Annotated in this window: 24 protein-coding genes; 6 read left to right on the top strand and 18 right to left on the bottom strand. The window is 45.0% G+C overall.

What is annotated here, in order from left to right; translation table 11 throughout:
• Positions 1-8: 8 nt before the first annotated feature.
• The 13 genes from GO493_RS29985 to GO493_RS29925 form a co-directional block, all read right to left on the bottom strand.
• Positions 9-497 (bottom strand): hypothetical protein, encoded by a 489-nt coding sequence (locus GO493_RS29985; RefSeq protein ID WP_157309933.1) that lies wholly within the window; start codon positions 495-497, stop codon positions 9-11.
• Positions 498-513: 16 nt separating this feature from the next.
• Positions 514-1,035 (bottom strand): conjugal transfer protein TraO, encoded by a 522-nt coding sequence (locus GO493_RS29980; protein WP_157309932.1) that lies wholly within the window; start codon positions 1,033-1,035, stop codon positions 514-516.
• Positions 1,032-2,126 carry a lytic transglycosylase domain-containing protein gene (locus tag GO493_RS29975; protein ID WP_157309931.1) on the bottom strand — a complete coding sequence of 365 codons (1,095 nt, stop codon included), beginning with the start codon at positions 2,124-2,126 and terminating at the stop codon, positions 1,032-1,034. Before GO493_RS29975 ends, GO493_RS29980 begins: the two co-directional genes overlap by 4 nt.
• The gene (locus GO493_RS29970; protein ID WP_157309930.1) at positions 2,123-3,031 is read right to left on the bottom strand and encodes a DUF4138 domain-containing protein; all 909 of its coding nucleotides are present in this window, start codon (positions 3,029-3,031) and stop codon (positions 2,123-2,125) included. The genes GO493_RS29975 and GO493_RS29970 overlap by 4 nt, the downstream gene beginning before the upstream one ends.
• A gap of 1 nt (position 3,032) precedes the next feature.
• Positions 3,033-4,058 (bottom strand): conjugative transposon protein TraM, encoded by a 1,026-nt coding sequence (gene traM, locus GO493_RS29965; RefSeq protein WP_157309929.1) that lies wholly within the window; start codon positions 4,056-4,058, stop codon positions 3,033-3,035.
• Complete coding sequence (locus GO493_RS29960; protein WP_157309928.1) at positions 4,051-4,692, bottom strand: hypothetical protein; 642 nt, start codon at positions 4,690-4,692, stop codon at positions 4,051-4,053. Before GO493_RS29960 ends, traM begins: the two co-directional genes overlap by 8 nt.
• Positions 4,693-4,694: 2 nt before the next feature.
• Positions 4,695-5,471: a hypothetical protein gene (locus GO493_RS29955; RefSeq protein WP_157309927.1), complete on the bottom strand. Its 777-nt coding sequence runs from the start codon at positions 5,469-5,471 to the stop codon at positions 4,695-4,697.
• Entirely contained in the window at positions 5,471-6,046 is a 576-nt protein-coding gene (locus tag GO493_RS29950) for a hypothetical protein (RefSeq protein WP_157309926.1), read from the bottom strand. The genes GO493_RS29955 and GO493_RS29950 overlap by 1 nt, the downstream gene beginning before the upstream one ends.
• A complete protein-coding gene (locus GO493_RS29945) occupies positions 6,027-8,261 on the bottom strand; it encodes a VirB4 family type IV secretion system protein (protein ID WP_232539163.1) in 2,235 nt (744 codons plus the stop codon). Before GO493_RS29945 ends, GO493_RS29950 begins: the two co-directional genes overlap by 20 nt.
• Positions 8,262-8,857: 596 nt before the next feature.
• Complete coding sequence (locus tag GO493_RS29940; RefSeq protein WP_157309924.1) at positions 8,858-9,118, bottom strand: hypothetical protein; 261 nt, start codon at positions 9,116-9,118, stop codon at positions 8,858-8,860.
• Positions 9,119-9,420: 302 nt separating this feature from the next.
• Positions 9,421-11,022, bottom strand: a complete 1,602-nt coding sequence (locus GO493_RS29935) for a type IV secretory system conjugative DNA transfer family protein (RefSeq protein WP_157309923.1) — start codon at positions 11,020-11,022, stop codon at positions 9,421-9,423.
• A 2-nt stretch (positions 11,023-11,024) separates the two neighbouring features.
• Positions 11,025-12,020 (bottom strand): DUF5712 family protein, encoded by a 996-nt coding sequence (locus tag GO493_RS29930; protein ID WP_157309922.1) that lies wholly within the window; start codon positions 12,018-12,020, stop codon positions 11,025-11,027.
• A gap of 5 nt (positions 12,021-12,025) precedes the next feature.
• Complete coding sequence (locus GO493_RS29925) at positions 12,026-12,622, bottom strand: BfmA/BtgA family mobilization protein (protein ID WP_157309921.1); 597 nt, start codon at positions 12,620-12,622, stop codon at positions 12,026-12,028.
• An 884-nt stretch (positions 12,623-13,506) separates the two neighbouring features.
• Between GO493_RS29925 and GO493_RS29920 the strand changes: the two genes are divergently transcribed.
• Positions 13,507-14,583 (top strand): PDDEXK nuclease domain-containing protein, encoded by a 1,077-nt coding sequence (locus GO493_RS29920; protein WP_157309920.1) that lies wholly within the window; start codon positions 13,507-13,509, stop codon positions 14,581-14,583.
• Here GO493_RS29920 and GO493_RS29915 read toward each other — a convergent pair.
• Positions 14,575-15,033 (bottom strand): helix-turn-helix domain-containing protein, encoded by a 459-nt coding sequence (locus GO493_RS29915; protein WP_157309919.1) that lies wholly within the window; start codon positions 15,031-15,033, stop codon positions 14,575-14,577. The genes GO493_RS29920 and GO493_RS29915 overlap by 9 nt on opposite strands.
• Before the next feature lie 234 nt (positions 15,034-15,267).
• On the opposite strand from GO493_RS29915, the gene GO493_RS29910 reads away from it, so the two are divergent.
• From GO493_RS29910 to GO493_RS29895, 4 genes are all read left to right on the top strand, one after another.
• Positions 15,268-16,038 (top strand): sensor histidine kinase, encoded by a 771-nt coding sequence (locus tag GO493_RS29910; protein WP_157309918.1) that lies wholly within the window; start codon positions 15,268-15,270, stop codon positions 16,036-16,038.
• A gap of 30 nt (positions 16,039-16,068) precedes the next feature.
• Positions 16,069-16,830 (top strand): RNA polymerase sigma factor, encoded by a 762-nt coding sequence (locus GO493_RS29905; protein ID WP_157309917.1) that lies wholly within the window; start codon positions 16,069-16,071, stop codon positions 16,828-16,830.
• Between the two features lie 98 nt (positions 16,831-16,928).
• The gene (locus tag GO493_RS29900) at positions 16,929-17,129 is read left to right on the top strand and encodes a hypothetical protein (protein WP_157309916.1); all 201 of its coding nucleotides are present in this window, start codon (positions 16,929-16,931) and stop codon (positions 17,127-17,129) included.
• Positions 17,107-17,910, top strand: a complete 804-nt coding sequence (locus GO493_RS29895) for a hypothetical protein (RefSeq protein ID WP_157309915.1) — start codon at positions 17,107-17,109, stop codon at positions 17,908-17,910. The genes GO493_RS29900 and GO493_RS29895 overlap by 23 nt, the downstream gene beginning before the upstream one ends.
• Positions 17,911-17,933: 23 nt before the next feature.
• Here the strand turns inward: GO493_RS29895 and GO493_RS29890 are convergent, their stop codons facing one another.
• Entirely contained in the window at positions 17,934-18,266 is a 333-nt protein-coding gene (locus tag GO493_RS29890; RefSeq protein WP_157309914.1) for a hypothetical protein, read from the bottom strand.
• Positions 18,267-18,298: 32 nt separating this feature from the next.
• Here GO493_RS29890 and GO493_RS29885 point away from each other — a divergent pair, with 32 nt between their 5' ends.
• The gene (locus tag GO493_RS29885) at positions 18,299-18,688 is read left to right on the top strand and encodes a hypothetical protein (protein ID WP_232539162.1); all 390 of its coding nucleotides are present in this window, start codon (positions 18,299-18,301) and stop codon (positions 18,686-18,688) included.
• A 477-nt stretch (positions 18,689-19,165) separates the two neighbouring features.
• Here GO493_RS29885 and GO493_RS29880 read toward each other — a convergent pair whose 3' ends face one another.
• From GO493_RS29880 to GO493_RS31170, 3 genes are all read right to left on the bottom strand, one after another.
• On the bottom strand, positions 19,166-19,687 hold the full coding sequence (locus GO493_RS29880; RefSeq protein WP_157309912.1) for a hypothetical protein: 522 nt from the start codon (positions 19,685-19,687) through the stop codon (positions 19,166-19,168).
• Positions 19,688-19,785: 98 nt separating this feature from the next.
• Positions 19,786-20,559, bottom strand: a complete 774-nt coding sequence (locus GO493_RS29875) for a hypothetical protein (protein ID WP_157309911.1) — start codon at positions 20,557-20,559, stop codon at positions 19,786-19,788.
• 22 nt (positions 20,560-20,581) lie between these two features.
• On the bottom strand, positions 20,582-20,872 hold a 291-nt coding region (locus tag GO493_RS31170; RefSeq protein WP_449386642.1), incomplete at its 5' end, for a hypothetical protein.

Genomic DNA, 20,872 nt, shown 5'->3' with positions numbered 1-20,872 from the left:
GGGGTAACCTAAATTTTAACGAGATAGAAGTTATACTTTATTGATGCCTTAGAAACTACCAGCGTTATTTCCTGTCCGTTGCTGGTATTTACAGTAAAATCACCCTTGATAAATTCCATTTCCTTGTAAGTATCCCCGCCTGTATAAAGGGAGAAAAACAGGGATTTAAGGCCCCCATTATCCGCATAACCAAACCCCCAGGAAGCATTTACGGTATCCTGAGCATGGGTGCCGCACAGCTGCGCCCCCTGGACAATCTGCACTGTACCGGCGCTACGTATAAAATAGCTATCATCCAGGATACAGGCCGGAAATTCACCGCGGGCGTCTGTATTCCCTTCAACGGTTCTAATAGCACTGATTTTGTACTTTTTTCCTAATATGGCATTAGCAATAGCATCGCTTTCCGCTTTCCCGTCTGGTTGGTTATCATCGTCTTTCTTACAGGCTAAAATGGTAGTCATAAATAGGGCCAGTACAATAATGGTGTTTTTCATACGATGTGTTTTATGATTAGTAATAGTTATTCAAAAAAATGCGGATCCCTACGCCTACTTCATAGTAGGTATAACCCAGGGATTTTTTAACCATATACGCCTGGTTCGCATATAGGCAAAACCCTAGCTGATCGCTTAGAAACGCCTCTATCTGGCCCCCAGCTTTGACGCCGGCCATAAAGCCGATACCGTTACTTTTTTCTTTACTGATTCCTTTTACTTTCTCGTACCCCAGCGTAATACCGGCGCCAGCGTTGAACTGGAAGAAATCAGAGATAAAGAAGGGGTTATAAAAAGTCATAGCATCCAGGCCAAAGTGAGCGTATTTGAAATTGTACATCCTTCCAAACTCGCCCAGGCCGCGTACCTGTAGGTAGGCATTATCGGTGAAATTGCGCATGTACCCTACCCCTCCCATTACGCCGATGCCGGTTTTTCCCAGGGTAATATCTAACCCTGTACCGCCTTCCTGGTGAACCTGCGCGGTTGCGGAGGTTATGCAAAACATGGAGCAAACAGCAAGTATTAATTTTCTCATTCCTTCATTAATTTTATTTGTACCCGGCTTCCACCAGAAAAAACCATTGTACCCCGTGCCGATCCTGTAGGCAGGCCCTCCCGGCCATCTGCGGCACATATTAAACCACTGTAATCCCGCAGCTGGGGGGCTATATCAATACCCTCTATAACTATATGCGCCCGGTTACCCGCCCGGCTATATACTGATCCCTTTACTGTGGTGTTGGCATTGAGCGTAAAATCTTTGAGCTGCACACTTGTATGGGTGTTGAATGCCAGCTCCCCGGTATCATGGATATAGCTATCCTTTACGATGGATGCAGGGATCAGTAATGTATCTGTGGCTTTCGTTTCAGCTGTCAACTGGCTCAGGGTATCCGTTTCAAAGGAGGCGTTTTGAAAAAAACCGGATTTATGCCAGGATCCTGCCACTGCGGGGAGTGATGGTAACGGCGGCAATCCCGGCAGCTGGCGGGGGGCTTGTTCACCCCCAGGGGCCTTATCTCCCACCCCCTTTGCCAACGCCTGCCGGTACAGTATTTTAAAAGAAAGGATCTCATATAGGTAATTGCCGGTTTCTTCGTTCAGGCGCAGGGCGTAGTAATCGTTGGTGCCCTGCTTCTTGATTGCCCTGGTAACATTGCCTATGCCGAAGTTATACGCGGCTACCACCAGGGGCCAGCTATGCAGCTGGTTATATAGCTTATCCAATAAGCGGCAGGCCGCGTGTGTGCTCTTTATGACCATATTGCGTTCACTGGCCTCTAACCCTTCACCTACAGCCGTTTTCGGCATGAACTGCCACACGCCGGCAGCTCCTGCGCTACTTTGTGCGCCACGCCGCAGCCTACTTTCGGCCACTGCTATAAACTTCAGATCGTCGGGCAGCTGGTACTGTTGCAGTACGATAGAGATATAAGGGATATACAGCTCCATTTTCCCGCGTAGCCGTTCATTACTCAATTCTTTGCTGTTCTTGTTTATGGCTACAATAAGGCGTTTTTTTACGCTTTCCTGCTCAACGGGCACCCTTTCCCCACAAAAGGAAAGATCCTGCCCATTTACGCCCATAATAGGCAATACAGCGAAGATTAAAACAAGTGTCCTCATAGCTGTAACACTTTTTCCTTTTTCAACAATACTGCCGCCGGCACTTCCAGGGTAAGGGTACGCCCCCTGCTGTTGCCGGCCTGCTCCTTCATAATGATAGTCAACTGCTCCCCTTTGTTCAGCGGCAGTTTATCTACTACGTAAATAAGTTCCTGGCTTTCACCTGCCGCAATGATGGAAACATTGCGCGGGGCGGAAAGGTAAGGCGGGTAATCATCCTGAACAGCATTTCCGGCGCGGGATCCCATGCGTTTATGCGGGGCTTCCACAATGAATTTTATGTAATCAATTGCATAGCTGACCGCTGTGCTGTTACGGACACGGAGTTTAAAGAAGTGATGCAGCCCGGAGCTGTCCAGGCCCACAGCATCCAGAAAGAAATAAAGGCCCTGGACGCTGCTGGAACGGTTCAGCTGTCGGCGGGATGCGTATAGGCGTTCCAGACTGCCGGCGGATATAGTGATCCCGTTTCCTGTTACACTGTCTGCGGCTGGTGCTGCGTTCACCGTGGCCGGCTTAGTGCCGTCTGCTGATGTCCTGGCCGTTGTAATGTTCATTACATTGCCAGTATAACGGTAGGAATACCGGGTAACAGCCGGGTTAGGCTGATACACAAGGGTAAATTCCATGATTGTATCTGTACACACTACCAGCAGGTTAGTGCTCGTGAAATTCTCTTTGGCTGCCTGTAACTTGATAATCTTTACTGTATCCCGGCTTGTTTTCTGTTCTGCATACAGGATCGCGCCTTCCTCCCCTCCAATGTTGGCACTTTCCGGCTTTGTATTGTAAAGAATAATGTACGTGGTCTTTACCCTGCTGACAGGAATAACCGGGTTATCCTGTGCTGCGCAGGCAAGGCGCAGAAGTAACAGCAAAAGGATATTGATAGCAAATTTACCCATATCAGCGCGTTTGTTTTAGGGTTATCTTATAGCCGGCAGGGATCTTTACTGTGGCCTTTCCGCGACTGCCACCGGTTACCGTTTTTACCACCCTGACCACGCCGCCCAGGATCCCCGCGCCGGCTACCTGGTCGATATTGGTTTCTAACTCGTCTTTTGCAGCCTGGCGGGTTTCCTCTCCCTTGCTGCCTTCGATCCGCAGGCCCTCCATGCCATCCAGGCCATAGGCTGAAAAATTCGAGGCTGTTAGTTGATTATTGAGCGCAGTACCGGCTACATGGATCTGCACCCGGTTTTCGCCTATATTGGTTACTCCTGTTACCATCTGGTTCTTACGCACGGCCACGCCGTTTATAGTTGTATTATCCAGTAACATAATGCGAACAGCTGCGCCTGTAGCTACTTCTATATCATTTAGGATCACTCCTTTTATAACAGGGCTGGATGTTGCAATACCCGCCGGCGCTGCTTTCTCTCCAAAATCCAGCGTATTAAAGCCGGCTGGCCTGGGGGCCGGAGCTGGTGCGGGCTGTTCCTGGTTGTTCCGCACGGGTGCGGTAGAATTATGGGATGCAACGATCTGGCGGATAGTCTCGTCCTCTTGTTCGACGGCCTTTTCATTGGAGGAAACGCCGGCAGCTGTGCCGCCTCTGATACGTTCCCTGGTTTGCTTTATTTCTTGCAGTGCTGTGCTGATCTCCGGGGTTTCCACTGGTGTAGCCGCCGGGGGAGCTGTTGGAGCTGCGGGCGGATCCACTTTACCGGCTGTAGCTGGCGCATCCAACGCCGGCGGATCTGTCACGCTGCCGGCGGGTGCTGGCGGCGCTTCTTCAGCAAAATTCCTATTACCAGTACTTGCCATCAGATCCTTATAGGTATATTTTTCCGGCACTTCTGTCATAGCCCCGTCCTCCGTCTGAATGTGAGATCTGGCGCCCTTTTTCTTGCCACTGTATATAAAGCCAAATATTACGGCTATTATCATCAGCCCGATTGTGGCAAGTATTATTACCTGTGTTCTATTCATTGGCTACCTCCTTTTTTTCCCACTCCTGGGTGTATTTGGTAAAATAAAGCCCGGCAACATTTTCCGGCCATTGTGCGGAATGGTTGCGGACTTCTCCCTCACTATGGATATAATACTCCCGTACCGGTTTATCATTGTCAAACACTTGGAGCAGGGAAGTAAAACGCACATAGTACGGCTCTTTGTTTCCGCTCAATTCATCGAGCTTTTGAAAGGTGGTTTTATAGGTGAGGCCCCTATCTATAGCGTCTGCATAAGCCCGCTGCTTTTCATAGCGTGAAAAGATCCGCGTAGCATCGGCACGGTTAACCATAAATATCGTCCTGGCCTGGTTTTCAATGATATTTAGACGGTCGAATGAATTGGCATAATACACCACTGTTGCGCAGTGGCTTTCCATTTGAGTACGGAAAAATTTCTCGCTGTTCTCCGGCGCCACCTTCAAAAATTTACCGGTGACGGCATCCACTACCAGGATCCGGCTTGTTGCACTGTTGGCGAATCTGAAAGCAAAAAAGAAGGCAATAACCACCAATGCAAAACAAAATACAAGGATCAAACGCACGGTAATTGCGGCGCTTTTCTGCGCTGTTGCATAACTGTTGAACTCCTTCTCTATTTTTTCCCGGTTCATGCTTATATCAATTTGAATACAAACTCTCCTGCTTTCTTCAGCAGGTACAGCTTTAGCGCGAATTGTGAAATTATTCCTATGAATGTGTAAGGATCATCGAACAACGTTATTACAGCTGCATCGGCCAGCGCATTAGCCACCAAAAAAGCGGGGATCATGAGATAGCAAACTATCATATTGGAAACCCACGAATAGAAGTATTTGGCTGTATCTTCATTTAAAAGGCACACATAGGCAATGGGGAAAGCCAGTTCCAGCAGCAGCAAGTATAAATACCTCCCGGAAATAAATAGCGCATACAGATACCGGATAAACAGCGCCAGCGGGGGCTTTAGGTATATTATGTAGAAGTATGCGAAAATATCCGGCATACTGTCAAACATGATACTTGGGCCGGTAGGATAGCGCTTTTCCATTTCTTCAATTTCAGCCAATAACGTACCTGTGGCTGTTTTCGGCTCACCACCCAGGGCGCTTATGGCGTTCCGTTGTAGATCTCCTAAAAGATATTCAAGAGCGTAGATAACGAACGGCGCGGCCACTATGACCGCCAGGGTAAAAAGATATTGCCAAAGCATATCAAATATGCCCTTTGCGTCGAAGCCTTCCCTATCTTTTGTATTCTGCTTGTACTCCCTGAAAAACCGTATAAATACTAGGATCAAGCCTATACCAGTGGCTACGCTCTGCGTGGTTATCATGAGCGTAGTGGTTTTTACCGCCAGGTATGACCGCTCTATATTTTCGATGCCGAATTGTGTAATAGGAATATCGGGCATTACTGTATGGCTTTAACGGTTTTCTTTGCAGTAGTGACAGCGGCAAAGGCAGAATAATAACTATTGACCTTGTGCATAGCCGTTTCTGTTTTCTCGTCGATGGACATAAGCAAGTCTATACGGCCTTTATCGTCCATTTTAAAATTGTCGCTGGATAGCGTCTTTTTAATCAGATCCAGGTTTTGTTTATAACTGTCTATTACTTTGGTAATATTTCGTTGTACACGGGTTATACTCTCCTGGCTGGCCCCTTTCACTTGTTTTATGTCTTTTAGGGCCTGGGAGCACATATTTACAAGATCTATCTGTCTATTGATCACAGAGGTGACCAGCTCCACCGTTTGAAGCGCATCTGAAACCTGGTAATATATCTCTACGCTTTGTTTTAATTTCTTGTAGGTGTCTGTAAGTACAGTGGTTTGTTTGACGGCTTCCGTCAACTGCTTTATCAGCGTGGCTTTATTCGCAGTTTCCAGAGATTCAAGAACCGGCGCGGATACTACGCCGCCCTGGGCATATACCAGGCCCGGTAGAAAGGCTATACAAAGCACCAGGTTAAGCAAAAATCTTTGCATTGTTTTTATTTTTAATGTGTTGGATAATAGCATCCTCCATCGTCATACCGCTGCGGAAAAGATCATCCAGGGTCTTCCAATCCTTACCGTCCGTCTGGAATGCGTAGAACTTCGCACGGCTGAACTCTAACCGCACTACAGTAGCGTACAGATCTCCGAAGCGGATAAAAACCTCTGCGTAGGGCCGTTCCCCGGAAAAATCGTTACGGATGGATTTCATCAGCTGTATATGCGATTGATTACTAATACGGAATGCCTGGATAATATCATGGTAAACCGTTTCGGTGGTTGGCAGGACATATAACAGCTGCGTGTTTGCAATGATCGAACGGGTAAAGTTATTCTCCGGGAGCTGCGCGGGAGATTGTATAATAGCGTGTACACTACCATTCTCCTTACGTAATTTTGTAAAACAGAATGACACAGTGCTATGTACATCTTCCCCGGAAAAATTATCCTTCATAATAGCAGTTTCCCCGTACTCGTCCAGGTACAGCTTTCCCCTTACGGAACGGTCGGCAAGGATTTTGTTTTCCACCGTTTCAAAAATGATTGTGAGGATAACAGAAACTAGAAAAGGATCTTTCTTTATCCTGGTCAATTCAAAAATGATGAAACTTTTATCCCTTATTAAATCTTCGTTGGATCCATCCACCTTACACACATTTTCATATACCCCGCCCGGCATAAACTGGCTACAGATATGCAAAAAGCTATCAATATTGAAATAAGCAGGCGGGATCTCCTGGCGGGCAATGATAGCCGTAAAGTTGGCCTTTACATAATTATAGAAGTCCGGGAAACTGTGCCCCGATGGGGTATGATCGTAGTAATCCCGTAAGATCTTTGTAAGGCTTACATTATGGTTGGCATCTTCTATAATCTCCCGTTCCCGCCAAAATTTGAGCACCAGCACCGTGAGCGTTTTTATTTTATCCGTGGTAAGCTCCTGCGGATCCCGAATATAGAAGGGATTTACCCCCAGCGGTGAAACTCCATCGTAATCAATATGGGCACTGACAGACGGGTATAATCTGCTGATAGCAAGAAAGGACTGGCCGAACTCCACACACACCACCTTAATACCCTGGCGGATCTCCTGTTCTACCGCGTTTAGGCACGTAGACGATTTACCGCCGCCAGTACTGGCAATATAAAGGCCGTTCCTGGCCGGAATGCGGCGCTTTGCCTCGTCCCAGGTGTCCAGCCTGTACGGGATCTGGAAAACTCGATCATTATATAAAATCCCTTCAGGATCACTTTTATAAACAGAATTGTTTATAAAAAGGGATGCAGCTACAGCCAGTTCGGTTAGAAAAAAGTAGCTGCGCGATAGCCTGTTTTGCAAGCCTATTACGGTTCCTATAAAAATATCCTTTAGCCCTTCATAAGACGGCTGGTAAAAACCAAAATCCCGCATCTTTAATATTTCCCGGATAGTATCTTTTGCTTTTTCCAGCTCCGCAGGCTCATGATCCCATACAGATACAGAAAAATGAGCACGGCACAGATATGCCTGTGATTCTAAAACCTCCTGCTGGGTAACCTTCAGGCGTTCCGCTGTTATCTCAATTTCCTTTGCAAAGCGCCTGTGCTGGTGGAACTCGTCTACCCTGGCCTGTAATTCGCCTTTTAACTTTTGGTGCCCTTCAAAGTAGATTACCTGGTTTATAATGTGGTTTGCATGAAGGTGCAGCCCCAGCTTTTCCAGGGGTGCCATGAACAGGGCCGCATTTGCTTTGGGGATCGTATCATCCTCCACATACGGCGGGAACTCATCAGGCAGAGCATTTTCATCACAGATTGCAAAAACGGCCCCTTTTGCCTCCCCTATGCCCAGGTGAGGGCCAAAGTACACATCACGCATACCCTTGTCTGCGGCAAACCCGTTCACATATTGCGTTAAAAAATCCTTGATCTCGTATTCCTCTAATGGGCGGATACTGGTAGCTGGTAGATTTTTCAGCACAATAACAGCGCCGTCTACTGCTTCTAAAAAATCAGTTAACCGGGCCTTATCGCGCTCTATCAAATGATCCTTATACTGCAAAGGATTCTTTACGTATGCTGGTTCCAATGTTTCAAGCCCGGCCAGCGTAAAGGCTAAAATACAGTGATGTTCCAGGTATTGCCGGCCTGTAAAATGCTTCATCTGTGCCCGTTCCAGGAAAGAATTACCCTCCATATCAGTAGACGGATCATAGGCCCTTTTCAAAAAAATGTCCTGTTTATGAAAGTAGGATCCGGCGGGCATGAATTTGAGCGCCCGTTCATACTCCTTTTGGCGGAACCCAATTGCGTTTTGGTCTTGTGTATAAGGCTCCGGGCAGGACATATAATAACAGACTGTTATACAGCCGCTTTTGGATAATATGGCCCCTCCGATAAAACCCAGGATACTATAAATATCTGCACTGTAAACCTGCATGGTGATGGTTGCATTTATGTAATGTCCATTACAAACAATTCAATTCCCGTAGGGCTGTGGTTATACGGCTATTGGCGGATATACCGGTAAAAATCCCGGTTACTAATTATAGATTCCCGCTTTGGGAAATCGAACTTTTTACCCCTTGACTGTGAAACCAGGTACGTATAAACGACAATGAGCATCACGGCAACAATCGCCACGGTAATTAACAAACTGCTCCAACTTGTCCCTGAACCGTGCATCATGGAAACAACTGCATACAAAAGGGCAACAACTCCGATAACAATTACCATTAAAAACCTGTAGAAAAGGGGTTTGCGCAATCCGTATATCAGCAAAGGCGTTTCCAGGCCCTTACGGATCCTTCTTTTCTCCATAGGTTAGAATACCTTAAAGCTGGTAAAGATCTTGGCTACTCCGGTGATTACCACGCCAGCAATGACAGCATAAAGAAGTATCATACCAAAATTCATTAATGCTTCTTTGCGATCACCATTAGGGTCATTAAATCCCCGCCAATTCTTTACTGCTCCATAGATTGCACCTATCACCATGACGGCGCCGAAGATGGGGACAACATTCTCATTAACTGCATCTTTGATGGTTTGGGAAATTTGCAAAAGGACATAGCAAAACGTCATAATCTTAAAGGATTTGGTTATGGGTACACAAATTGAGCATGGGGATGCCCATTAAATAAACTGCTAAAGAAGATAGGCTATGAAGTTAATTCAAACAGTGTTATAACGCTAAAATTTAAAATACTAATAAAAGTTGAATTTACAACAAAGTGAAAGATATTTTTATAGCTTGATAGCTTATGTAGTGTACATTACAGGCTGGCACTTCAAAGATAGAAAGATAGAAAGATAGCAAGTATAGTGGTTCCCGATATAACACCCATGCCTATGGTACAATGTAATGTACATTACACTGTAACTGTTTATTCTAAATTGCTCACTTGTTCTATTATTCTATTATAATTATTCAATATATCCCGTTCTAAAACCGGCCCTACAATGGGGGGATCTGTTTCGTTACCTGGTACATATTGTTTAAACTGCAAATGAAATTCTTTTACATTGGAATGGGTGGCCCTGCCGACGAACTCCCCAGGTTTGAGCTGCATAAAAAAGTCGGGATCATAACGCTGTTCCTTCGCCTTGCTAACTGATACACTGCTGCTGCTGTTGTTCGTGCTCTGGCCCCTGGTCTTTGTAACCCTCTGTTCTTCTCTCCGGGAGAATTGCGCGACATAGCTTTCTGTGGCTTTGGGGTCGAGGGTCTTACCAAAGAATTTGTTTCCGCAGTTACTTTCTATACTACGCAGATCATGAATACCATACAGCTTTTCAAACTTCGCCTGGCTTTGGGTAAGGAGTGCAAAACTAACAAGGTATTCACGGAGCACTGATAATAATTCCTGAAAATTAGCCACCTTCATAGTGGTAGGTTCATCCAGGAAGTAAAAACAGGGTATCCTGTTCTTTAGTGTAAAATTTCGCGTTGATACTAATAGCATCATAGAAATCAGTGGAGATAATACAGTATTTAATTTGAAGGCATTTGCTACTATCAATAACTTGGGTTCCGCTGGATCTATGAGGTTAAAATCGAAGTCATCCCCCGATAGAACATATTGCACATTTTTGTTAAATGAAAGCTCTGACAAATAATTCCCCAGGGTAGAGCGTATGCTATCCTGTGTTTTTTCAGAGCGGGCAGCTGACAGGTACGCCGATGCCAGGCCCCTTGATTCAGGACGAGCATTTAAAAACCGTTCTAACCGGTCATTATCCGCCTGCGCAATGAAATTAACGATATGGGGTATTGTACAATATTGCGGATAATCCATGTAGAACCGAATACCTACGCCCCTAAACAACCCCAGCGCCCCTAAATACCATTCGTTTTGTTTACTTTCTGCCATATAAGCATTCAACACATCGCCCAGCAGTTGGGTAAAGAAATTGGGATCCTTTAAAACGGATGGTTTCACAATGTTAAACCGGTGGCTACATGATAAGTCGATAAAATTAGCATGATACACCTTATGGGGGTAATTATACCGGCTCACCAGCTCAAAGGTGGTTCTTGAATAGTCCCCGTCCTTAAAATCATACACAAAGCCCGCCCAATGGTGTTTTATATACTGTTCCAGCAGGTTTTTACCGATACTTTTAGTTTTCCCACTGTTGGCCCCCGCATAAACGAGAAAATTGTCTAACGGATCCCGGAAGTAGACACGACGCCCATCTACAGCCTCCAAATAAAAGTGTTCCTCTTTCTTCGACTGGCGTATATGCCGCTGACCATATAGAGCACCGTAGAGGATTCCCGCAAGATCTGCTATAACCAGGTATCGGCTCAATGCCCCTTTATCCGCACCCAAATTATCAGCCAGATAGTAATATATACCGGCCAGCAGCAGAACAGATATTGCAATCCCGATGGCCCAGCTCAAAAAACGGAAGCGGTGGTAATGGATGCTATAAATTATCAGAACTACGAAGAAGTACCCAACGGTAATAAGGATCTCGATCATAATTATATTTCATTCCCGGATGATGCCACCCCTTTTAGTATAGATAAGAGTTTCTTTTTGGCAATATTTACGGCGGCGGCGGGATTAACAACTATCGCCGCAGCTGTTGCAATGTTTTTCACGATTTTGGTTTCAGTCTTAAACTGTCCTTGTAATACCACATCCTTTATTTTCTGCTTCGCCTTACCTGTAACACTACTTGCATTCGGCATACTCCGGGAAAGTAAAGTACCAGCACCGCCCTGGCTGCTTTTACCGGATCGCCGGCTATATTGTTCTTTCTCGTAGCCTTTATAATTGTATGTGCTACGGAAGGCAGCGCCCGATTTCTCTTTAAATGCTTCGTGATTAAAGCCCTGTTGTACCGCTTTCCCGTTAAGTTGCTGCTTGCCTCCCCTGCTGCGGCTTTCTGGTGATAGCTTCGTAGTTTGGGTTACATCATTGCGGGACACACATACATGCACATGGACATTTAAACCTTGCTTCAGCTCGCCGGCCTTCGCCTGGCCGTTTCTTACCTCACGATCCCAGGGGTGCCACTTACGCATAGTTTCTATTTTGGCGAAGTAAACCAGATCTCCCCCGTCCCGCACATTTGGGCGGTCAAAGTTTTGAGCGTACACATCCATAACCTTACGGGTATAGTTCCGCATTTCCACAAATACCTTTTCCTGTTCCTTCCTGGTGAGCTGGGTAAATTCAGTGATCCCCTCCCGTCCGGTTGTTACCTTTATCAAGTGCTGCATTTCATGATGGGACGGGTTTATAGATACCATAAAAAACTTGTTGTCGCTCTTGGATAGGTTTTTATGGTTGTTGTCGATTTGAGCCACAGCGGTAGAGCGGGCTACATTATCATAACGATGATTGAAAAAAGCCATCTTATCCCCTGGCTCTTTGCCTGCATTCTCTTTTTCCAGGTATTGCGCAAGGGTTAAACAGCTACCCTTATTATCAGCCGCCGGGGTTTTCGTGGCCTTGTGGACTTTAACAAACATATTATCTATTTAAGTAATTTTCCAAGCCGTTCAGCAAACACATTATAAGTATTCTGCGGAATAACAAATTCGGAGCTAAAAGAGTTTTTCTTCATCTGCGATTTTAACCAGGTAAACAGCTCCGCAGCTTCCCCACTCCGATCCTCTCCCCCATTTTCTGAAGTTGTTTTTTTCAGGTCTTCGATCTCTTTCCGCAACTTCTCAACGGTCTGTCGTTCCGTTTTTAATTGCTCATTCAACCGGCTATTTTCATCGGCTACCTGGATGATCATTTCATTAGTAACAGGGGGATCATCATCCTGGGCCATAGCGGCCCCGGCAGTAACAGACGCTTTTAAACCGTTTTCCATGATAGACTGTACAGCTTGGTACAATGGTTTGAAGATGTCTTTTTCCTGGGCCTTGATGATAGTAATTATTCGTTCCACATCTTTTTTAAGTACAAGGGTTGGATGGGTTTGGAAGTCTGAAGGCTTCGCACCTGTGACCTCAAAAAAGGTTAGCATTGTTTCTATATACTCACTCAATCCTTTGTCACCCTTCAACTTGTCCAATTTAGCTTTCACTGTGGTTAACAGCTTGGTAGTAACATATTCGCTCATAAATAACCATATTATTACACTACCTAATTTACTAATTTTCAAGTACATAACACAGTTTTGTACACCTTTTTTACTACCAATAATACTACCAAATCAACATATACACTTACATATCAATTAGTTATGATTATTGAACCGTATTCTATACGGTTCCTGCTTGCTCATCCTTTTTCCCGGCAGCAGGCAGAGCCTGCGCCGGAGGATTCGCTTTGATCTACCCGGTGATCTTCGTCGAGATCTACGCGGTAATCCTCTCCGTAATCTCCCTGGTAATCCTCTCCATAATCTTCCTGGTGATCTCCCTAGTGATCCTTCCGGGAGATAATGCTCAGGAAAAACCCCTGACAGTGACCCGGAAATTTCCCCATTTCGCTACCGGTTTTTTCCCTTTTTGATGGGCATACGCCCGCTAATTTTGGGGGACAAGGCGCTGCCGCCGCGCCATTTTCCCCCTACATCCCCTTTTTCCCGGCGGGGGTTTCAAACAATGGATAGCCTGCGGCGCTAATGCAGGTAAAATGTAATGCCCAAATCAGGACGGGTATAAATTGCAACAGTTGTTCAAAAAAAAATATTGGAGAAGGCACGAAGAAATAGCCTTCTTGTTAGACTATATAGTAAAGGGGCGCAAAAATGATATTTATACCAGGCTAACCATCATCCCCTCATAATACCCGCCCCAGCCTAAAAGGAGGCGCCGCCGCCGCGCCTCTCTTTTATTTCTTAAATCCCCCTTCTGTAATGTACACTACATAACTACTGCTGATTGACGGAATAAATATAAATGCTATCTTGCTATCTTTATATCTTTGTAATGTCCATTACAAAACCGCGCCGGGGCCGTGCCCGGTTCTAGGTCATTAATTTTATCTACGTTTGTAAAGATGGAGAACACGCAATATCAGAAGATCATTACTGTATTAAAAGATAATATTCTAACCCGCCGGTACAATGCCGCCCGGCTGGTCAACCGGGAACAATTGCTCCTTTACTATATTGTCGGGAAAACTTTATCTGAAGAAATAGCCGCCGCAGATTGGGGGGCAAAGGTACTTTCCAGGATCTCCGGGGATTTACAAACGGGTATGCCTGGCCTACGCGGTTTTTCTATAGCTAATTTGGAGAAAATGCGCCAGTTTTACGAAACCTACAAGGATCTACAGGACGTTTTAATTCCCTCAACAGTGACGAGGGAAATAGGCGCGGCGTCTACTCCCCTCCTGGGCTTGCTTCAAACGTCCAGTACGGAAGCCTTTCTGGATGTATTTTTGGGCCTGGGGTTCTCACATCATTATAAATTACTGTCCATAAAAGACCTGGCAGCTCGGCTATTCTATATGCAGCAGGCCACTAAAAACCAATGGTCGGTAAGAGTACTGGAATACCAGATCAGCCAAAACCTGTATGGTAAGGAGGGGATACAAAACAATTTTGTAACCACGCTGCCGCCAGCCCTGCAACCTCATGCCCTGGATGCCTTCAAAGATGAATATCTATTAGATTTTATTAATGTGAACCCCCAAAACGAACGGCAGTTAGAAAGTGAGATCGTTACGAACATCAAGGATTTTATTTTAAGCCTGGGCACGGGCTTTATTTTCATTGGCAATCAATACAGGCTAATAGTGGGAGATAGCGAATATTTCGTAGATCTGCTCTTTTTCAACCGGGTTTTACAATGCCTGGTAGCCTTTGAGCTGAAGCTAGAAAAGTTCCAGCCACATCATGCCGGCCAGCTGACCTTTTACCTCACTGCCCTGGATGATCTCAAAAAGCTGCCCCATGAAAACCCCAGCATTGGAATTATCCTATGTAAAGAAAAGGATAATAAGGTAGTAGAATATGCTTTGCGGTCTGTCAAAAATCCTATGGGCGTGGCTACTGTAGAGTATAATACAACGGTGCCGGATGAACTGAAAAGCGTTTTGCCTGACCCGGAGGATCTGAAAAAGTTAATTTGATTTGGGGCGCTCCTGCTTTTGTCCTGGTAATGGGGTAAAGCCCTCGGCAAAAAATTCATCTAAATTTACGCCCAGGCCGTATATAATACGGAGTAATGATTCAGTTGTATGGGGTGTACCCGCTTCAATTGCAATAAGTGTATTTCTGCCCATACCTATTTCATAAGCAAAATGGTCTTGGCGGTGGCCTTGCTTACTCCTAAGAGTTTTTATACGAGCGCCCAGCTCCTTATGATACTTATTCAAAAGTTCATCTGTAATTTCTTGGGCTACAGGACGTATATCTCTTTTCTTCGGCATAGGACAAAAATCCTTCATGACATTGAAAAACGTGCCACGTATAACCGTGTCACATTTTTTGATGCCACAAATTTCAGGGCACAAAGAAATGGACATTTTAATGAAAAATCTTAAATTCGCTGAAATGACCATTATGTTATTATCATACATTTGCGACGTGTAAACATAGTACGCGTATCGCGCACCTGCCTTGGAACTTCCAAAACCTCCCACCCGCATGTATTTGCGGGATTTGAATTGATCCACAGGGCAATGCGACGCTCACCCATACAGGCGTGGGCTCGTGTTGTTGGATCAAGGGGACTGGGAGGTTCCTGGAAGGCCGCGGCATTGAGTTCCACGCCTATATTATAAGGCGCTATTCCTCAAATAAACATGCCCCACATGGAAATAGCCCAGAATGGACACCAAAACAAGGATCGCAATTACTTGTCAATTAAAGACAGAGTAGCGAATGTGATTTTTCCTATAATCCATGAAGTCCGTACCCCGATTGCTTCTATAGTGGCTGCTATTGGCATAATCGATGATCTTTTGAAAGATGGCAGACCCCAGGACATTCAGGAAGCACGGGAATTTATAGCAGACATTTTAACCACTGGTAATACCCTTGAAGAAATTTATGAACGTTTCTGCAAATCTGTAAACGCTAACACCCCCACTATTTCCGCGTTTCAAGCAGCGTCCGACGGGGAAATTTGCAGTATAAAGGAACTTCTTAATAAGGTAGGCCAGATGCTTACCCCCATAGCAGCGGAAAAGAAAATTACCATTTCAAATGAGGTGCCTAAAGAAATGCCCCTGGTGGTCTACTGCGATACAACCTATCTACTACAGGTTATTACAAACCTGGTAATAAATGCCATCAAATTCAGCCCCCAGGGGGCCAGGGTAAAAATTAAATGTAACCCTTCCCCCGATCATAGCACTTTTAATATCAGTGTTGAGGATACAGGCCCCGGCATCCCTCCCACAGAGGTAGAGAGAATTTTTGAAGCGGGATACCGGGTACATTCCAATGAAAAAGGCCAGGGCCTCGGTTTATCATTAGTTAAAGATCTTTTAGAAATATTACACGGGACAATACAGGTGGACAGCCGGTTAAATGCCGGCTCCACTTTCACGGTTACACTTCCCCTAATACCATTCTATTAAATTTTTTCACAAGTATGCCCCCAATAAGCCATGACAATAACAAACCTTCCAGCCATTACCCCCTCAATTACGGATGCTGGGCTTGTAGAGGCTATAAGACAGAAAAAAGCTGAAGGCATGTCTATACTCTATGACCGTTACAACGTTGCGGTTTATCAAATGTTAAGACAGGTTTGCCCAGCATATGCACAAGATATTTTGCAGGAAGTTTTCCTGCATGCCTGGAGGTGCATTAATGACTACCCATCCGGGCGCCGTTCTTTACTCTCCTGGTTGCTTACCATTGCTTTGGATCTAGGGCAGGAAAAGGACAAAGACACTTATTTAAACGCCTGTACTTACTATTCTAAGATATTCTACCCTCGTGCCTATGATATACTAAAAAACAGCAAGGCCGCCCAGGAAATACTTCAGGAAATTATGCTAGAGGCATGGGATACACTGGCATTGCATAATAGCAGTAATGCCAGTTCACTATTATTTAAAGGCTTAAAAGACAAGGCCCGCCGCTGGCTTGAGGATAAGGAAAGGGAAAAAATTGTGAATACATCCCAGGAAGTGGCGGTAACCCATATAGCAGGCGTTCCCGTTGATGCAATGCGCCAATCTTTACAGGCTATTGTACAAGCCCTTTCACCGGATGCCCTGGACGTTATCACAGCAGTATTTATTGAATCCCTCCCTGTTGATAAGGTGGCCCGTGACCGGAACATCACGACCGGAGAGGTATTCCAATATACTGTGTCTGTTTGTAAACTACTTTCAAAAATTTTAAATACTGAAAAACCTTAGACTGTTACACTGCCCAGGTGTGCTGGCGGCGGCGGTTAGTACCACAACCGTTTGCCGCCGGCCTTGGGTCAACTTGCTTAGAAAAAACGTGCTTTACAATGTACTTGATATTTAAAACTAACATTCAAACCAGGAAGGAAGCCGACACTGTTATAACCCTTCTGAAAGATCATCTTAATACGATCTGTACTGTGGATGTGGAGGATTGCGATAAGGTACTCCGCGCCCAGGGAAACACTAAAGAAAATATTGTAAAATTCTTAAACTCAAAAGGATATGAATGTGAAGAATTACAGTAAATACTGCCTATTTTCTATTTCCCTGTTTCTCTGTGGCTCATGTTTGCAAAGCGAATGGGCTTATTGCCAGATCAATCGCCTTGTCTTTACAGGTGACAGCACCAGTACAGTACACAATTTAAAGCGTACCTATATACGCTTTGGCATGGGCATTAGTAATTATAAAACGATCCCGTCTGATTACTATTACCCAATTAAACCAAAAAACACACAGCTGTATAATGTCGCTGCGGGTATTGATCTCCCCGGATTTTGGCGCGGGTTTATTAACCGCTTTGAAATTGGGTATGTTCATTCTTCTATTCTTCAGGGAGAAGGTGAGGTTTTTCGGGGTAACCATAGTCTTGTTTTTAATGATCTCAATTCAAAAAATATAGGCTACCCATTTGAAATACTGTCATCACCTTTATACGAGGTTGGCCGTCAATACAATAAATCTGTGATGGGATCCCTGCGCTTTACCTTTTTGGTATTGTACCCCTTTACTATTTCGCAGGCTGAAGGCTTGTTTTTATATGGTGGCCTGGGGGCTACCCTATCCACGGTTGTTTATTATGTAAGTAATTGGGAATATGTCTATCCTATCGAAACGGTTCGTAATAACAGCCGTGTAGGAGATATAGAAAGTCTAATACTTTCCATTCCCATAAGGATAGGTATTTCCGTAAAATCCAGGTTAAGGATGGAGCTGGAATATTTTAAAGACAAGATAGAGGAAAATGGCGCTAAAACCCTTAGCCGTCGTACACTTAGCCTTTCATGCGGTTACACCTTAAAGTAGTATTTCGTGCGCAATATTGGGTATTAATGCCCTGGTGTGTCCACCTTTACCGCTACACCCATATAGACCAGGTAAAGAAAGGCCGTTTCCCGCGTAAATAGATCTGTGAGGTTCCATACCCCACCGTTTACAATATCCCCGGAAAGCCCGCCCAGGTAACCAGGCACCATATATGCGACCTCCCGCCTTGTTTCAAAGGTTTCAGGGGACACACTAACCCAATTAAATTTTACTTTATCGCGGGCGTGGTCTACTTCCTTTACCTGGACAGTAAAAACAAAATACCCTGCACGATCCTGGGGGCGTTCGGCTATTTCACTGGTTAACTGGTAAACCTCACCTACACATAATTCCATAGCCGCAAATTACTAACATTTTTAGCATTTTTGTGACGTACATTACAGCTATCAAACTATCAAGCTATCTTTATTACAGGCTCGTAGAGCTGTATAAGCAGGTAATAATCATTAAATTGCTTAGAGCTATTACTATGAAGGATAAAATATTTTGGGAAAAGGCGATCACTAAATTTCTGCATAGATACTTTGCCACGGATCCAGCTGGGGAGAAGATGAAACCATTGTCTACCCTGTTTCCTGCTCACGCAGCTAAGTTACTGGCCCTGCTGGCATTGGTTTTATTTATGAGTAGTGGCGTTATCTACATGCGGGCAACCTCCACGGAGGGTAAGGGTATTGCAATAGCGGGCGGTATATTAGGGGCGATTTTAATAGTAGGCTGTGTTACAATGTATCGCCGCCGCAGGGATGGCCTCTAAGCAGGCTTTGTGATGTACATTACAATTGTAGCATGATTGCATGTTATAGTGTCCTGGTGATCAGCACCCCAGCGCCACATTCTGCGGTGACCTGGTGCCCAGCTGGGCGGGTAGTATGAAATCTCTTTTTCATTCAGAGGGGCAACCTGCGGGCGACTATTGTTATACATATCAATCTGAAACCACACCCAGCCTCCGACCAGGATAATAAGCACGAATAAAACGGCTAGGAACACCAGCCACCGGGGCGGTTCATAATCGGAAAAGCGTATAACCACAGGTATCCTTATAAAAAAGAGCCGGCATAAGAAGAATCAAGAGCCGGCCTTTCATCCATTGTTTGTTAACCCCAAATACTTTTATTCCATCAATAGAAAGCTTTGGGGGTATTCATATAGATAAGAAAAATTCAATTATCAATTTTCTAAGTGAAAATAAGCAAAAAAAGCTGTTTTGGACAAGAGCCTGTGCCGATGATCAGCTCCGGCGCTCTAAAGAATAGGCTGCAATCTGATGTAATAGCTGTTCTCTCTCTGCGGCTGGCAAGGCCAGAACATAATCCCCCCAATTAGCTGAATTACCATAACGGCGATCATCCGGCGGCAGACTGGATAAAGTAATTCCGGTTTCAGGTATTTCATCAATGCCATGATTATTAAAAAACTTCAGTAATTCATGGGGCCAAATGATGCTATCGGGAACATCCGCAAACAGCATTTTTGCGGGGCTTTCCTCTACCTGGTGGGCATATTCTTCACCCGCAGGATCCGCCAGGCCCCAAAACTTCAAAATTTTGTGTTGAAACTTATGTGAGAGATTGAGGTAAAAGCTGCCCCAATCTTGTTTCCGGCCCCGCCAACTGCTACAAAGATGTTGAGCGGTTGGCTTATGTTTTTCTAAATAATTGATAATGTCCTCCGCTTTTTTTGGGGCGCCTTTCTCTACTTCCCGGTAAGCGTTGATAAACTTGGTTGCGGTTAAAACAAGGTCTATTGTCATACTATGAATTTTATGGAAACAAACGTTTTTGTGATGTACATTACAAAAGGGGCTGCTTTTCGCCAGCTGTAGCCTGGTGATCTGCCGCCGCTGATATATCAAAGCTCCGGCGCGGTTAAGGATCCCAGCTGCCCGGTCGTGTACTGCTTGCCGTGAATGTCTATAAGTACCAGCACATACAGGTATTGGGCCTCTACGCCTGGATGGTTCGTAATAAAATCATACGCATTAAAAGCATGCCCCTCCGTCATTTTCTCGTATTCATGGGCGGCTATTATTCTATCAGCAAACGGATATTCTTTTATCACATTTTCACCAGGTAAGGTACGTACCTCTATTTTTGCGCTGGTGATGAACGTATCCAATGCCTTATTCCAGAGCGCTTCTGTTTCTTTTTCTTCCTCGGATTCATAGCCCAGCAACTCCCAGGCTTCCACGAATGCCCTGTAATCCTTATCTGTTATAGCTTTGTTCAATTCAATACTTAGCTGCTCCTTTATGACCTGTTTAGCTCCGTCCAATAATTTTGCGCCTTCTTCTTCGGGTGTAAACCAATGATCTCCCAATAAGTCATAGACGGATTTAATCGCCGGTATATCTTTGGCAAGGATTGCCTTTTTTAACATATCCAGTGTTGTATCTTCCGGTTCACTAGCTTCAGCATTAGCCAGCTCTCCGGCGTGTTCCAGGGCGCTTTTAATTGCAGCAAATGGCATATCCTTAGCCCAGGATTTATACAGGGATTTATCAAGCTGCTGGAATGTATCAATCATAACATTAATCTGATCCGGGGTAAAATCCGTGAGGATCCGTTCTGTAACAAACTGCTCGTTACTTTCCGTGGGGAGTTGTAGAAATTCCTCTTTTTTCATATGGCTTTTTTTGTGGTGTACATTACAATTCAAGCTCCGGGGTGGCAGGGGTCTTTACCTGCTCCGTTCTGGCGGTTGCATCCTTTAAATATCTATATACGGTAGCATTGCTGCCAATTTTAAGGGTATTGCGAATATCCGCAATACTTTGCTTTTGATTATATAAAATCAGCACCATATCCGCCTTTTTTTGGGCTGCTGCTGAAAGGCCCCCAGGCCGGCCCCCTTTCCTCCCCCGCTCTCTTGCGTATTCTATAAGATCGTCCGTTCTTTCCCCTACCTGGTCGATCTCATTTTCAGCTAAAACGGAAAA

Origin of the sequence: Chitinophaga tropicalis (genome assembly GCF_009758205.1) — a bacterium.
GTDB lineage: Bacteria > Bacteroidota > Bacteroidia > Chitinophagales > Chitinophagaceae > Chitinophaga > Chitinophaga tropicalis.
The sequence above is the reverse complement of the archived record's forward strand: the minus strand, read 5'-3'. Positions and strand labels throughout refer to the sequence as shown.